Here is a 13,780-nt window from a genome sequence, read left to right on the forward strand (position 1 = left end):
TGACGCGTCCGGCGCCGCCCGTCGACGACGCGTCACGGCCGTCGCGTCCCGGTCCGTCACTTGATGGGCCGTCTGCCCGAGACTGTACGGAAGATCGAGTACGGAAGACCGGGTCCCGGCAGGATCTCCTACCGCGAGGGAGCGCGCCGATGGGGACGTACACAGCGCAGACCGCGGCCGGGCGGGCGGCGACGCCCCGGCGGCCGGGACGGCTGATGGTGGACTGGCTGACCACCACCGACCACAAGAAGATCGGCCACCTCTACCTGATCACGTCCTTCTGCTTCTTCCTCGCCGCCGGGTTCATGGCACTGCTGATGCGCGCCGAGCTCGCCCGCCCAGGTCTGCAGCTGATGACGAACGACCAGTTCAACCAGTTGTTCACGATGCACGGCACGATCATGCTGCTGCTGTTCGCCACCCCGACCTTCGCCGGGTTCGCGAACGAGATCATGCCGCTGCAGATCGGCTCGCCCGACGTCGCCTTCCCGCGCCTGAACATGCTGTCGTACTGGCTGTTCCTCTTCGGCGGCCTCATCGTGCTGGGCGGTTTCCTGACGCCGACCGGCGGCGCCTCCTTCGGCTGGTTCGCCTACGCACCGCTGAACAGCCTGACCCGGTCGCCCGGGATCGGCGCCGACATGTGGATCATGGGGCTGGCGCTGGCGGGCTTCGGCACCATCCTCGGCGCGGTCAATTTCGTCGCGACGATCGTCGGGATGCGCGCACCGGGCATGACCATGTTCCGGATGCCGATCTTCACCTGGAACGTGCTCTTCACCTCGGTCCTGGTGCTGCTGGCCTTCCCGGTGCTGGCGGCGACACTGCTGGTGCTGGAGGCGGACCGGCGCTTCGGCTCGGTGGTCTTCGAGCCCGCGAACGGCGGGGCGCTGCTGTGGCAGCACCTGTTCTGGTTCTTCGGCCACCCGGAGGTGTACATCATCGCGCTGCCGTTCTTCGGCATCATCACCGAGATCATCCCGGTGTTCTCCCGCAAGCCGGTCTTCGGCTACACGACGCTGGTCGGCGCGACGATGGCCATCACCGGGCTGTCGATGGTGGTGTGGGCGCACCACATGTTCGTCACCGGCGCCGTGCTGCTGCCGTTCTTCTCGCTGCTGTCGTTCCTGATCGCGGTGCCGACCGGGGTGAAGTTCTTCAACTGGATCGGCACGATGCTGCACGGCTCGCTGTCCTTCGAGACACCGATGCTCTGGGCCGTCGGCTTCCTGGTGAGCTTCCTGTTCGGCGGCCTCACCGGGGTGATCCTCGCCTCGCCCCCGCTGGACTTCCAGGTCAGCGACTCGTACTTCGTGGTGGCCCACTTCCACTACGTGGTCTTCGGGACGGTGGTCTTCGCGATGTTCGCCGGCTTCTCCTTCTGGTGGCCGAAGTTCACCGGGAAGCTGCTCGACGAGCGGCTGGGGAGGATCCACTTCTGGACGCTCTTCGTCGGCTTCCACACCACCTTCCTCGTCCAGCACTGGCTGGGCGTGGAGGGCATGCCCCGGCGGTACGCGGACTACCTGGCGGCGGACGGCTTCACCGTGCTCAACACGATCTCGTCGATCGGGGCGTTCCTGCTGGGCCTGTCCACCCTGCCGTTCCTCTGCAACGTGTGGTGGACCGCCCGGCACGGCCGGCGGGTGGAGACCGACGATCCCTGGGGCTTCGGCCGTTCCCTCGAATGGGCGACCTCCTGCCCGCCGCCGCGGCACAACTTCACGACGCTGCCGCGGATCCGCTCCGAGTCCCCCGCCTTCGACCTGCACCACCCGGACGTCGCCGCCCTCGACCAGGCACGGTCCACCGGGCGCCGTGACGCCGTCGAGCCCGGTGCCGGCGGCCACGACTGACCGCTGCGGGGGCGGTACGACCTCGCACCGCCCCCGCCCGCGCAGCGGCCCCCGCCGGGCCGGGGGCCCGCGCCGGGCCGTGTCGTCAGATGCCCGCCGGGGATCCGTCCTTGCGGCCCCTCGCGCGGAGTTTGGCCCGCACCTTGTTCCGCAGCTTCTTGCGCAGCCTGCGGGCCCGCCGCCTGGCCGCGCCGGCGACGTCCCGGCCCGAGTACGCGGCGCCCACGCCCAGGCCGCCGACGTAACGCCCGGCGGCTCGTAACCGGCCCGCGGCGCCCACCCGGCGGGCGACGAGGTCCTCCAGCAGGGCTTCGCAGGCGGCGGCGATCTCCGCGGGGTCGTACCGGGCGCCCTTCTCCAGGGCCGCCTTGCCCATCCGGTGGCGCAGTTCGTCGTCGTTGATCAGCCGGAGAATCCCCGCGGCCAGCGCGTCCACGTCCCGCGGGGGCACCAGCAGCCCGTCCACCCCGTCGCTGATGATCTCGCCGGGACCGAGCGGGCAGTCGGTGCTGACCACGGGCAGCCCCACCCGCATCGCCTCGACGATGGTCATGCCGAACGACTCCATGCTGGAGGAGACCGCGAGCAGCGAGGCCTTGGCCATCTCCGGCTCGATCGGCGAGGCCGTGCCCATCATGGTCACCCGGTCGCCGATGTCCAGGCGCTCGATGAGCCGCTTCAGCTTCTCGCGCTGCCCACCGGTGCCGTACAGCCGCAGACCCCAGTCCGGGCGTTCCGCCGAGACCTTGACGAAGGCCCTGATGAGGTCTCCGTAGCGCTTCACCGGGGCCAGCCGGCCGACCGCGACCACGTACTTGGCGTCCAGCGTGCTGGGGGCGACGCCCGGGTCGGGGACGCTGTTCGGCAGGGTGACCACCCGCACCCCGGGCAGCCGCAGCCTGCGCCGGTAGGCGGCGGCGTCGGCCTCGGTGGTCGTGGTGACGGCGTCCAGCCGGGGGTACAGCCGGCGCAGCGTGAGGATGAGCGGTACGGAGTGGGTCTCCAGCGTCAGGTGCTCCTGCGCGACCCGGACCACGTGACGCGGGGCCTGCAGGGCGATGTGGACGTTCAGCCCGGGGCGGGTGCCGATGACGACGTCGGCGTCGAGGGACTCCAGGTGGGCGGCGATGCGCTGGTCGGTGAGCGCGTTGTACTGCTCGTAGCGGTTCTCGCCCGAGGGGAACACCGAGGAGGGCCGGCCGTACAGCGGATCGCCGAGGTCGCAGGTGTCGCTCTTGCGGCGGAGGTCCACCAGATGGCGCAGGCCGACGCGCGGATCGAGGGTGAAGACGGGTGTGTCACGATGGCGGAACACGGAGACGATCTCGACCTCGTGCCGCTCGGCCAGGGCACCGGCCAGGTTGTAGGTCGTCCTGATGGTGCCCCCGACGCCGTAGGCGTTGTGGATCAGTATGGAAATGCGCATGCGTCCCCGCGTTCTCCTGCTCGCCACGGACCGGTGTCCGCCCTCGTGCTGGCAAGACGGCCTCCTGCAGCCACAGGTTGTCCCCGTTCACCTTCCCGTTTCCTCGTTGTGTCCCCACTGTGACGTTCATGTGGGTTCCTGATCATCCTCCCCGGATCGCGCGCCTCCAGGCGGCGAGCCCGGTCGCGGTGCGGAGGGGCGCCCGCGCCCCCCACTGCGTTCCCCGGTCGCCCCGGCCATCCGAGCCGCCGTTCACGGTGTCACCCCACCGGACTACGGGCAAAGGGCCCACCGGGTGACGGAGGGTGCCGCGGGCATGGGCGTGGGGCGTTGGGCCGGGGAGCGGGCCGGGGAAGGGCACGCTCACGGCGTGCCCGCCGGGCTCACTTCGGCAGACGCAGGAGTGTCCCGGGGGTGAGCTGCCGGGTCGGGTCGGAGCCGATGACGTCCTGGTTGAGGCGGTACAGCTCGGCCGCGCCGCCGCTGACGTCGAAGCGCCGGGCCAGGGTCTCCAGGGTCTCGCCGGACCGGACGGCGTGCGCCCGGCCGGACAGCCGCAGGCGCTGCGCGCAGGTGGGCCAGGCCTCCCAGCCCTGATCGCGGAGGATCTCCTCGGCGACGGTCACCTGCTGGTCGGGGGTGGCGCGGTCGGGCCTGGAGGCCATGTCGAGACCGCCGTGCTCGACCCAGGTGGGCTGGAAGATCTGCAGCCCACCGTAGAAGCCGTTGCCGGTGTTGGTCTTCCAGCGGTTGCTGCTCTCGCAGTGCGCCAGTTCCAGCCAGACGGGTGCGTGCCCGTCGGCCTGCGCGGCCCCCTGAGGGAGGGCAGCCCACGTGGCGAGCAGAGCGAGCGCGGTCACCGCGAGACGGCGGGGACGGAACATGCGGGCCAGGTTAGGCAGGGCGCGGCGGGCGTCGTCGCCCGCCGCGCCGTGTGCGTGCCCGGGCCCACCCGGTCGGAGCACGGCCGCCGGGTGGGCCGGGGCACGCGGTGGGTCAGACCGACAGCCGCTGCCCCGGGAGGATCAGATTGGGGTCGGCGCCGATCACGGACCGGTTGACGGCGTACAGCTTCTTCCAGGTCGTCCCGTGGGCGGCCGCGATGCCGCTCAGGGTGTCGCCTTCGCGGACGCCGTAGTTGCCGTGCCCCTTCACCCGGTTCTGGCCGCGGTCGGCGTGGCCGCCGGTGCCGCGCGACTGCTTCGCCGGCGCCGGGGCGGTGTGCCGCTTCGCCTTGGGCGCGGCCGGGGCGCTGCCGCGGCCGGGCGCGCTCCCGTAGGCGCCTGCGCGGGCGGAGCAGGTGGGCCAGGCGCCCCAGCCCTGCGCCCGCTGCACCTTGGCGGCGACGGCGATCTGCTGCTCCCGGCTCGCCCGGTCGGCGGTCGCCGCGTACGCGGTGCCGCCGTAGGCGCGCCAGGTCCCGGCCGAGAACTGCAGTCCTCCGTAGTACCCGTTGCCGGTGTTGATGTGCCAGTTCCCGCCGCTCTCGCAGCCGGCGATGCGGTCCCAGACCCCGTTGTCGGCGGCCTTCGCGGGCCCCGCGACGGCCATGAGGGCCAGCGGGGTCAGAACGGTGACGCCGGCTACGACTGCGGACCGGCGGTACTTGGCTGATACGGCCATGGAATCCCTCTCCACGGACCCGGGGTTCCCCCATGGCGCCGTACCCCTGGTACGGCACCCGACGGACGGGGGCCCCGCGCGTCCGCCGCGGTCCCCGCCCCCTTCGCTCGCCGGCCGATGGATTTCCGATCCTCGGCCGTCCTCCGTGCGAGCCCTCCCGGGCGGTGCTCTCTGCACACGGCGGGCAAATCTAGGCAGGGTCGCGCTCGGTCACCAAACAAATCCCCTACGCTGCAGGCCAGTTGCTGGTTACCGGGAGTAAAGACCTATTTAGGACACCGGATTGATGGTGTTTTTTGCGGCATATCCCTACAGCGCATATGCGCCATGTGACCCGTCTCATAGGCGCGGAGGCTTCCGGGGGTGAAAGGTAGGACGAGGAGTGACCGGCTCCGCACGTCCGATCACACTCCGCACGCGGACGCGCGAGCACGCGCCAAGAAGGCCGTGACTCCCGCCACAGATCGGCCGTTGTCACTATGTGCCGGGCGAGGCCCGGCAAAGGAGCCCGTAGCCGTACATTTCCAAGGAGGCTTCAGTGCCGCCCATGCTCGACGTCAGCGACGAGGTACGAGCCGAGATCGGCGATGAGGAGGCGGCACGCCTGCTGGCCGGCGACAGCGCGCCCGGCACGTACGACTGCACCTCCTGTCGCACGCCCGGGGACACCTCCATGGAGCGCACCAGCACGGTGCTCTTCGTCGGGGAGGAGACCGCGGTGCTCGCCTTCGCCCATGCGACGTGCATCCCCTCCCAGGTCGTGCCGGTCTCGGAGGAGCAACTGCAGGGCGCGGTGCAGAGCATCGCCGGCGAGGAGACGGCCGGTGCCACGGCGGCGGCCGCGCCGCGGCAGGCGGTGCTCGGCATCACCTGCGGCCTCGTCCTGGTCAAGGACGAGGTGTGCCCGGCCCTGGTCATCGAGCCCACCGGGCCGATCGCCCGCCCCGGCGACAACGGTCCGGACGACGATTTCCTGCCGATCCTCATCGAGCAGGGCTTCCTCCCCGTGAACGACCTCTCCACGCCGCCGTCCCCGCTGCCCGGCTGGTCCGTGCTGCTGGCCATGGGGCAGCTGCACGCCATCCTCCAGCCCGGCTCCGCCGGCGCGTGGTGGCAGGCGCACCAGCCGCTCGCGGTGAGCGAGGGCTGGCGCCAGGCCGTCCACAGGTCCAACGAGGTGTACGTGTACGCCGCCCCGCACGGCACCATCGGCCAGCAGCCCCGCGAGGACCTGCTGCGCGACGCCCTCGAGCGCGCCTGCGGGCGCGGACTCCTCGTCGCGGCGACGATGCCCCTCTCCGGCACCTGATCCACCGGCTCCGGCCAAAGGCGCGTACGGCCCGCCGTACGCGCCTTTGGCCTATGGCAGTGCATATGCGTGATTCATCCGTACGACCCGCATCCCCGCAGATGAGCCGCTCGTTGCCACGACGTGCACACCTTTGACGCTTCCTCACGAGCCCAGTACCGAAGCCCCATTCCCCCCATGCGCACCGCGCAGGATGCGTCCGTGAGTGAGGGCACGCCGATCTACGACGCGCTCTACTCCGAGTACCGCAGGCTCTTCCGCACCCTTCCCGGCGACCGTACCGGCGAGGAGGACCTGCAGTTCAACGGTTTCGCCGACCGCGGTGGCGCCAACTCCGCGTACCGCGTCGCGGGCCGCCATCGGGGCGACCTCCCCGCCCTCCCGCCGGGCCTCGCCGAGAACCGCATGCACGGCGGACTCTGACCCGCCCCGCACGACGAACCGCCCGCCCGATCGCCCCATGGAGGCGACCCGGCGGGCGGCGCCATGTCCGGCCCCGGCAGGGCCACTTCACGCGGCCGCCGCACCCCCGTACCCCACGAAAAAGCGCCCGCCCGGCCGCCCCCGCGGGGACGACCGGACGAGCGGCCGCATGCCCTGCAGGCGCAGGGGCTACTTCTTGCGTCCGCGCTTCTCCCGGACCCGCACCGACACCTGGATCGGCGTCCCCTCGAACCCGAACTCCTCACGCAGCCGGCGCTCGATGAAGCGGCGGTAGCCGGCCTCCAGGAAGCCGGAGGCGAAGAGCACGAAGCGCGGGGGCTTGGTGCCGGCCTGGGTGCCGAAGAGGATGCGGGGCTGCTTGCCGCCGCGGATCGGGTGGGGGTGGGCGGCGACGAGCTCGCCCAGGAAGGCGTTGAGGCGGCCGGTGGGGACCCGGGTCTCCCAGCCCGCCAGCGCGGTCTCGATGGCCGGGACGAGCTTCTCCATGTGGCGGCCGGTACGGGCGGAGACGTTCACCCGGGGTGCCCACTGGATCTGCACGAGGTCCTTCTCGATCTCGCGCTCGAGGTAGTAGCGCCGCTCCTCGTCCAGCACGTCCCACTTGTTGTAGGCGATGACGAGGGCGCGGCCCGCCTCGACGGCCAGCGAGATGATGCGGGTGTCCTGCTCGGCGAGGGACTCGCCGGCGTCGATCAGGACGACGGCGACCTCCGCCTTCTCCAGGGCGGCCGCGGTGCGCAGCGAGGCGTAGTAGTCCGCGCCCTCCTGGAGGTGGACGCGGCGGCGGATGCCCGCGGTGTCCACGAACTTCCAGGTCTTGCCGCCCAGCTCGATGAGCTCGTCGACCGGGTCGCGGGTCGTGCCGGCCATCTCGTTGACGACGACGCGCTCCTCGCCGGCCACCTTGTTCAGCAGCGAGGACTTGCCGACGTTCGGGCGGCCGATCAGCGCCACCCGGCGGGGGCCGCCGACGCTGTTGCCGAAGGACTGCATCGGCGCCTCGGGGAGCGCCTCCAGCACCGCGTCCAGCAGGTCGCCGGTACCGCGGCCGTGCAGCGACGAGACCGGGTAGGGCTCGCCGAGGCCGAGGTTCCACAGCATGGCGGCGTCCGCCTCGCCCGAGGGGCCGTCGACCTTGTTGGCGCACAGCACGACCGGCTTGCCGGCCCTGCGGAGCAGCTTGACCACGGCCTCGTCGGTGTCCGTGGAGCCGACCTTGGCGTCCACCACGAAGACCACGGCGTCGGCGGCCTCGATCGCGAACTCGGCCTGCGCGGCCACGGACGCGTCGATGCCCAGCACGTCCTGCTCCCAGCCGCCGGTGTCGACGACCTTGAAGCGGCGGCCGTTCCAGTCGGCCTCGTAGGTCACGCGGTCACGGGTGACGCCGGGGCGGTCCTCGACGACCGCCTCACGGCGGCCGATGATCCGGTTCACCAGTGTCGACTTGCCGACGTTCGGGCGGCCGACGACCGCGAGGACCGGCAGCGGGCCGTGGCCCGCCGCCGCGAGGTCGCCCGCGACCTCGTCCAGGTCGAACCCCTCCTCGGCGGCGAGCTCCATGAACTCGGCGTAATCGGCGTCGTCGAGCGCGCCGACTTCGCCGTACTCGTTCTCGATGTCCATGAAAGCTTCTCCGTCGATCGTCAAATGTGCGGGGGCTTGCACGCCCCAGTGTGGGTCAGGCCGGCGCTAGGAGGCGCGGCCCGTGGTACGCCGGGCGTACTCGAGGTGGCCGGTCAGGTGCTTCTGGATGCGCACGGTGGCGGCGTCCAGTGCCGTACGGGTACGGCGCCCGGACCCGTCGCCGGCGTCGAAGGGGTCGCCGAAGACGACGTCGACCCGGCCGCGCACCGGCGGCAGGCCGCGGATCAGCCGTCCCGGCCGGGACGTGCCGAGGACCGCGACCGGCACTATGGGCGCGCCGGAGCGCACCGCGAAGTAGGCCAGGCCCGCCCGCAGGTCGGCGAAGTCGCCCTCGCCACGGGTGCCCTCGGGGAAGATCCCGAGGACCCCGCCGCGCTCCAGCACGCCGAGCGCGCTGGTCACCGCGGTGCGGTCGGTGCTGTGGCGGTCCACCGGGAGCTGGCCGATCCCACGCAGGAACGGGTCCAGCGGCCCGATGAAGGCCTCCTTCTTGATCAGGAAGTGCACCGGGCGCGGGCAGGTGCCCATGAGCACCGGCCCGTCCACGTAGTGCGAGTGGTTCACGGCCAGGATCACCGGCCCCGTGGCGGGCAGGCGCCAGCCGCCGAGCACCCGGGGGCGCCAGAGGCTGTTGATGATCCCGATGCCGAGGCGGCGGCCGACGGCCACGCCCTTCGGCCCCGGAACCGCGGAAGTGTCCCTCACGAAGCGGCCCGCTTCTCCTCGATCAGGGTGACGACGCACTCGATGACCTGGTCGAGGGTGAGCTCACTGGTGTCGACCTCTATGGCGTCGTCCGCCTTGGCCAGCGGGGAGGTCTTGCGGCCGGAGTCGGCCGCGTCACGCCGCACCAGGGCCTCGCGGGTCGCCACCAGGTCGACCTGGGCACCGCCGGTGGCCTTCAGCTCGCCGCCGCGGCGGGCGGCGCGGGCCTCCGCGGAGGCGGTGAGGAAGATCTTGACGGTGGCGTCGGGCAGCACGGTGGTGCCGATGTCCCGGCCTTCGACGACGATGCCGCCCGGCGCTCCGGCGGCCGCGTCGCGCTGCAGCCCGACCAGCCGGGTGCGCACCTCCGGCACCGCGCTGACGGCGCTGACCGCCGCGGTGACCTCCTGGGTGCGGATCGGGCCGGAGGCGTCCACACCGTCCACCGTGATCGTGGGCGCCGCCGGGTCGGCCCCGGAGACGATCACCGGCTTCTCGGCGGCGGTCGCCACGGCGGCGGAGTCGTTCACGTCGACGCCGTTGCTCAGCATCCACCAGGTCATCGCCCGGTACTGCGCGCCGGTGTCCAGGTAGCTCAGGCCGAGCTTGGCCGCGACCGCCTTCGAAGTGCTGGACTTGCCAGTGCCCGAGGGGCCGTCGATCGCGACGATCACCGGATTCGACACAGTCGGGGGACCTTCCTTGTGCGTGGAGCAGGTACACGGCTGGCGCAATGCCATCCCCACAAGGTTACCGGCCCACCCATTCGGCTCCGTACCGCGAATTCCCCGGCCCCCGCCCGGGCCGCCGGCAACCGCGCCGCGGCGGCCGGCTCCACCGTCGACTGCGCCGGACCCGCCTGCCGCCCCGGCGCATGCTCGATCCGCACGTCCTCGACGTCGGCCCCCGCCGCACCCGCCTCCGCGAACAGCCTCGCCGGCTCCCCGGGCCGGACCGGACCCCCGACGCCGCCCTCGCTCGGCTGCGCCGGACCCCGTCCGCCGACCCGCTCAGGCGCGCAGCGACCAGCCGCGCTCCCGCAACGCCGCCGACAACCGCGCCGCCGCCGCCGGCTCCACCATCAACTGCGCCAGACCCGCCTGCTGCCCCGTCGAATGCTCGATCCGCACGTCCTCGATGTTGACCCCCGCCGCACCCGCCTCCGCGAACAGCCTCGCGAGCTCCCCCGGCTGGTCCCCGATGAGGACCGCGACGACGTCGTACGTCTTGGGGGCGGAGCCGTGCTTGCCGGGGACCTTGGCCCGGCCGGCGTTGCCGCGGCGCAGGAGGTCCTCGATGCCGGCGGCGCCGTCGCGTCGCTTGGCGTCGTCCGCGGACTGCAGGGCCCGCAGCGACTCGACGGTCTCCGTCAGGTCGGCGGCGAGGTCGGCGAGGACGTCGGCGACCGGACCGGGGTTGGCGGAGAGGATGTCGATCCACATCCCGGGCTGGGAGCCGGCGACCCGCGTGACGTCGCGGATGCCCTGGCCGCACAGGCGCACCGTGCTGTCCTCGGCGTGCTGCAGGCGCGCCGCGACCATGCTGGAGACGAGCTGCGGGGTGTGCGAGACGAGGGCGACGGCCCGGTCGTGGGCCTCGGCGTCCATGACGACCGGGACGGCGCGGCAGAGCGCGACCAGCTCCAGGGCGAGGTTGAGCACCTCGGTCTCGGTGACCGGGGTCGGGGTGAGCACCCAGGGACGGCCCTCGAAGAGATCGGCGGTCGCGGCCAGCGGGCCGGAGCGCTCGCGGCCGGACATGGGGTGGGTGCCGATGTACGAGGTCAGGTCGCAGCCGAGCGCCTCCAGGTCGCGGCGCGGCCCGGACTTCACGCTGGCGACGTCGAGGTAGCCGCGGGCGAGCCCACGCCGCTGGGCCTCGGCGACGGTCGCGGCGACGTGGGCCGGCGGCACGGCGACGATCGCCAGGTCGACCAGGCCAGACGGGGGCTCGTCGGTGCCCGCGCCGAGCGCGGCGGCCGTACGCACCATGGAGGGGTCGTGGTCCTCCAGGTGGACCTCGACGCCGCGCGAGGCGAGCGCGAGGGCGGCGGAGGTGCCGATGAGGCCGGTGCCGATGACGAGGGCGGTCCTCACTGGGCGATGTCCTTGCGGAGGGCGGCCGCGGCGCCGAGGTAGACGTGGGAGATCTCGTCCTTGGTCAGGCCGGACTCCACGTGCGCGAGGATCCGTACGACCCGGGGCATGGCACCGGCGATGTCGAGTTCCTGCGCGCAGATCAGCGGCACGTCGGTGATGCCCAGCTTGCGCGCGGCGACCGCCGGGAAGTCGCTGTGGAGGTCCGGGGTGGCGGTGAACCAGACGCTGATCAGGTCGTCCACCGCGATGCCGTTGCGTTCCAGGATGGCGGTGAGCAGCTCGGCGACCTGCCCGTGCATGTGCTCCGCCTCGTCCCGCTCCAGCTGGACGGCTCCGCGGACCGCTCGTACCGCCACGTCATCGCTCCCTGTGTTGCTGCGCGCACGTACCTGGTCAGCGTAGTCGCGGTGGACGGGGAGCGGCGGACACGCCCGCCCTGCGAGACGCGGGAGGTGCTGCGGTACACCATGAAGCATGATCTTCCACCTGGTTCCGCTGGACGACTGGCTGCGCGACCCGGACCGTCCGTACGCGCCCTCGTCGCTCGCCGAGGACGGGTTCGTGCACTGCGCGCCCGACGAGGCGGTGGCGCTCGCCGTCGCCGACGCCTTCTACCGGGGCACCCCGGGCCCGCTGATGGTGCTGCTGATCGACGAGGAGGCCCTGGAGGCCCGTGTGCTGTGGGAGGACGCCGATCCGGTGCCGCCGCCGGGGGTGCCGCAGGAGACGCGCTTCCCGCACGTGTACGGGCGCGTCAACCGCAGCGCGGTGGTCGGGATGCTGGAGGTGCAGCGGGACGCGGAGGGCCGCGCGGTGGCGCTGGCGGTGTGGTCGTAAGCGCTGCTTTGTCCCGACACGCCCCTGGACGGCGGGGCGGCCGTCCGGTTCGATGGTGACCCGACCGTGCGGCCTCGGGGGAGACGGACATGCAGCGTTCCGGACCGCTCCACACGCTCCTCGCGGGGCTGGTACTCGCTCTGATCATGCTGTCGCTCAACGCGACGACGGAACCGCCGGCGGCGGACGCGAAGGGGGGCGCCCCGCCGTCCCCGGCGGCCCCCTCCGCGCCGCCCTCCTCGGCTGCCCCGGCGCCGAGGTCGCCCGCCGCCTCCCCCACCGCCACGGCCACCGCCCCACGCCCCGACGCCGACTACGCGGGCCGCACCGGCGACGGCGCGGCGAGCGTCGCGATCGCGCTGCGCGACGACGGCAAGGCCGTCGCGTACGTCTGCGACGGGCGCGCCAAGGAGGCCTGGCTGCGCGGCGACGTCGGGGACGACGGCGGCATGCGCCTGACCGGCGACCGCGGCGCCCGGCTGGAGGGCACCCTGGAGGGCGGGCGCGTCACCGGCGAGGTGCGGCTGACGGGGCTGGAGCAGCCCTTCACGGCGCGGCGCGCGGTCAAGCCGTCCGGTCTGTACCGGGCGGCCGCCTCGGTGCGCGGCGCGCGGGTCGTCGGCGGCTGGATCGTGCTGCCGAACGGCAAGCAGGTGGGGATCGTCTCGCGCGACGGCGAACCGTCGGCCGCACCGGCCATCGACCCCGCCACCGGTGCCGTGACCGTCGACGGCACGCGGCTCACCGCACGGCCGATCCCCTGACCGTCCGCCCGCAGGCAGGAGCAGGAGCCCCCCATGAACGTGGACCCGAACGCCGCCACCACGTCCTTCCCGGCACCGCCGCCCCGCCCCACGCCGCGGGCGGCCGTGTTCCTCGTCCCCGCGCTCGCCGCCGCGGCGGTCGCCGTCGCCCTCGGCGCGTACGGCAGGGTGCACGACCCGGCCGGCACCGCCTTCAACCTCGCCGGCTTCTCCAGCACGGGCGCGGTCAAGTCCTGGCTCGCCACGGCCGCCTTCGCCTTCGCCCTGGTGCAGATCGCCTCGGCGCTGGTGATGTACGGCAAGGTGCCGGGCGTCCGCGCCCCCTCCTGGACCGGCGGCCTGCACCGCTGGTCGGGCCGGGTCGCGTTCCTGCTGAGCGTCCCGGTCGCCGTGCACTGCCTGTATGCGTTGGGCTATCAGACGTACAGCAGTCGCGTCTTGTGGCACTCGCTGCTCGGGTGCTTCTTTTTCGGGACATTCACGGCAAAGATGCTGCTGCTGCGGACCGAGCGACTGCCGGACCGGCTGCTGCCGGTCATCGGCGGGCTGGTCTTCACGGCGTTGACGGTGCTGTGGCTCACGTCAGCGTTGTGGTTCTTCCGAACGGTCGGGGTGACGACATGAAGCGACGCATGGTGCTGCTGTCCACGGCGGCACTCGCGGGATGCAGCAAGTACGGCGAGCAGAGCGCGCCGCAGGCCGCGGCGACCTCCGCGCCACCGGCCTCGGAGCCCGCCTCCGCGCCGGCCACGGCGTCGGCCACGACGTCGCCGCCCTCGCAGGGCGAGGTGCTGGTGAAGGCCGCCGACGTGCCGGTGGGCGGCGGCACGGTGATCACGGACAAGAAGGTCGTGGTGACCCAGCCCACGGCGGGTGAGTTCAAGGCCTTCTCCGCCGTCTGCACCCACGAGGGCTGCCTCGTGAACACCGTCTCCGACGGCACCATCAACTGCCCCTGCCACGGCAGCAAGTTCCGCATCACCGACGCCTCGGTGGTCGCCGGACCGGCCCCGAGGCCGCTCCCCGCCGAGGCGATCACCGAAAAAGACGGCGAGATCCTCCTCACCTAG

15 protein-coding genes are annotated in these 13,780 nt (G+C 72.6%); 7 read left to right on the forward strand and 8 right to left on the reverse strand.

Annotated elements, in window-relative coordinates; all coding sequences use genetic code 11:
- The first annotated feature begins 149 nt into the window (after positions 1 to 149).
- On the forward strand, positions 150 to 1,856 hold the full coding sequence (gene ctaD, locus CHF15_RS25720) for an aa3-type cytochrome oxidase subunit I (RefSeq protein ID WP_089226253.1): 1,707 nt from the start codon (positions 150 to 152) through the stop codon (positions 1,854 to 1,856).
- 85 nt (positions 1,857 to 1,941) lie between these two features.
- Here ctaD and CHF15_RS25725 read toward each other — a convergent pair whose 3' ends face one another.
- From CHF15_RS25725 to CHF15_RS25735, 3 genes are all read right to left on the reverse strand, one after another.
- A complete protein-coding gene (locus CHF15_RS25725) occupies positions 1,942 to 3,282 on the reverse strand; it encodes a glycosyltransferase family 4 protein (RefSeq protein ID WP_089226254.1) in 1,341 nt (446 codons plus the stop codon).
- 383 nt (positions 3,283 to 3,665) lie between these two features.
- The gene (locus CHF15_RS25730; protein ID WP_089226255.1) at positions 3,666 to 4,166 is read right to left on the reverse strand and encodes a transglycosylase family protein; all 501 of its coding nucleotides are present in this window, start codon (positions 4,164 to 4,166) and stop codon (positions 3,666 to 3,668) included.
- Between the two features lie 112 nt (positions 4,167 to 4,278).
- A complete protein-coding gene (locus tag CHF15_RS25735) occupies positions 4,279 to 4,905 on the reverse strand; it encodes a LysM peptidoglycan-binding domain-containing protein (protein WP_089226256.1) in 627 nt (208 codons plus the stop codon).
- 538 nt (positions 4,906 to 5,443) lie between these two features.
- Here CHF15_RS25735 and CHF15_RS25740 point away from each other — a divergent pair.
- On the forward strand, positions 5,444 to 6,214 hold the full coding sequence (locus CHF15_RS25740; protein ID WP_089226257.1) for a hypothetical protein: 771 nt from the start codon (positions 5,444 to 5,446) through the stop codon (positions 6,212 to 6,214).
- A gap of 201 nt (positions 6,215 to 6,415) precedes the next feature.
- On the forward strand, positions 6,416 to 6,637 hold the full coding sequence (locus tag CHF15_RS25745) for a hypothetical protein (protein WP_245939041.1): 222 nt from the start codon (positions 6,416 to 6,418) through the stop codon (positions 6,635 to 6,637).
- A 189-nt stretch (positions 6,638 to 6,826) separates the two neighbouring features.
- On the opposite strand, the gene der is transcribed toward CHF15_RS25745, so the two are convergent.
- The 5 genes from der to aroH all read right to left on the reverse strand — a co-directional run bounded on the left by der (position 6,827) and on the right by aroH (position 11,465).
- Positions 6,827 to 8,284, reverse strand: a complete 1,458-nt coding sequence (gene der / locus CHF15_RS25750; RefSeq protein ID WP_089226259.1) for a ribosome biogenesis GTPase Der — start codon at positions 8,282 to 8,284, stop codon at positions 6,827 to 6,829.
- A 66-nt stretch (positions 8,285 to 8,350) separates the two neighbouring features.
- Complete coding sequence (locus tag CHF15_RS25755; RefSeq protein WP_089226260.1) at positions 8,351 to 9,010, reverse strand: lysophospholipid acyltransferase family protein; 660 nt, start codon at positions 9,008 to 9,010, stop codon at positions 8,351 to 8,353.
- Positions 9,007 to 9,750 (reverse strand): (d)CMP kinase, encoded by a 744-nt coding sequence (gene cmk, locus CHF15_RS25760; RefSeq protein ID WP_375821653.1) that lies wholly within the window; start codon positions 9,748 to 9,750, stop codon positions 9,007 to 9,009. Before cmk ends, CHF15_RS25755 begins: the two co-directional genes overlap by 4 nt.
- A 270-nt stretch (positions 9,751 to 10,020) precedes the next feature.
- Positions 10,021 to 11,106 (reverse strand): prephenate dehydrogenase, encoded by a 1,086-nt coding sequence (locus CHF15_RS25765; RefSeq protein ID WP_089226261.1) that lies wholly within the window; start codon positions 11,104 to 11,106, stop codon positions 10,021 to 10,023.
- Complete coding sequence (gene aroH, locus CHF15_RS25770) at positions 11,103 to 11,465, reverse strand: chorismate mutase (protein ID WP_089226262.1); 363 nt, start codon at positions 11,463 to 11,465, stop codon at positions 11,103 to 11,105. Before aroH ends, CHF15_RS25765 begins: the two co-directional genes overlap by 4 nt.
- Before the next feature lie 118 nt (positions 11,466 to 11,583).
- Between aroH and CHF15_RS25775 the strand changes: the two genes are divergently transcribed.
- From CHF15_RS25775 to CHF15_RS25790, 4 genes are all read left to right on the forward strand, one after another.
- On the forward strand, positions 11,584 to 11,946 hold the full coding sequence (locus tag CHF15_RS25775; protein ID WP_089226263.1) for a DUF952 domain-containing protein: 363 nt from the start codon (positions 11,584 to 11,586) through the stop codon (positions 11,944 to 11,946).
- Positions 11,947 to 12,035: 89 nt separating this feature from the next.
- A complete protein-coding gene (locus CHF15_RS25780) occupies positions 12,036 to 12,710 on the forward strand; it encodes a hypothetical protein (protein ID WP_089226264.1) in 675 nt (224 codons plus the stop codon).
- Between the two features lie 33 nt (positions 12,711 to 12,743).
- Positions 12,744 to 13,334 (forward strand): DUF6529 family protein, encoded by a 591-nt coding sequence (locus tag CHF15_RS25785; protein ID WP_089226265.1) that lies wholly within the window; start codon positions 12,744 to 12,746, stop codon positions 13,332 to 13,334.
- On the forward strand, positions 13,331 to 13,780 hold the full coding sequence (locus CHF15_RS25790) for a Rieske (2Fe-2S) protein (RefSeq protein WP_245939042.1): 450 nt from the start codon (positions 13,331 to 13,333) through the stop codon (positions 13,778 to 13,780). The genes CHF15_RS25785 and CHF15_RS25790 overlap by 4 nt, the downstream gene beginning before the upstream one ends.

This window comes from Actinacidiphila glaucinigra, from assembly GCF_900188405.1.
Lineage (GTDB): Bacteria > Actinomycetota > Actinomycetes > Streptomycetales > Streptomycetaceae > Actinacidiphila > Actinacidiphila glaucinigra.

Bases quoted from the DNA above. Each gene is read 5' to 3' on its own strand.
- ctaD (WP_089226253.1), top strand. From the start codon at position 150: ATGGGGACGTACACAGCGCAGACCGCGGCCGGGCGGGCGGCGACGCCC.
- CHF15_RS25725 (WP_089226254.1), bottom strand. From the start codon at position 3,282: ATGCGCATTTCCATACTGATCCACAACGCCTACGGCGTCGGGGGCACC.
- CHF15_RS25730 (WP_089226255.1), bottom strand. From the start codon at position 4,166: ATGTTCCGTCCCCGCCGTCTCGCGGTGACCGCGCTCGCTCTGCTCGCC.
- CHF15_RS25735 (WP_089226256.1), bottom strand. From the start codon at position 4,905: ATGGCCGTATCAGCCAAGTACCGCCGGTCCGCAGTCGTAGCCGGCGTC.
- der (WP_089226259.1), bottom strand. From the start codon at position 8,284: ATGGACATCGAGAACGAGTACGGCGAAGTCGGCGCGCTCGACGACGCC.
- cmk (WP_375821653.1), bottom strand. From the start codon at position 9,750: ATGGCATTGCGCCAGCCGTGTACCTGCTCCACGCACAAGGAAGGTCCC.
- CHF15_RS25775 (WP_089226263.1), top strand. From the start codon at position 11,584: ATGATCTTCCACCTGGTTCCGCTGGACGACTGGCTGCGCGACCCGGAC.
- CHF15_RS25780 (WP_089226264.1), top strand. From the start codon at position 12,036: ATGCAGCGTTCCGGACCGCTCCACACGCTCCTCGCGGGGCTGGTACTC.
- CHF15_RS25785 (WP_089226265.1), top strand. From the start codon at position 12,744: ATGAACGTGGACCCGAACGCCGCCACCACGTCCTTCCCGGCACCGCCG.
- CHF15_RS25790 (WP_245939042.1), top strand. From the start codon at position 13,331: ATGAAGCGACGCATGGTGCTGCTGTCCACGGCGGCACTCGCGGGATGC.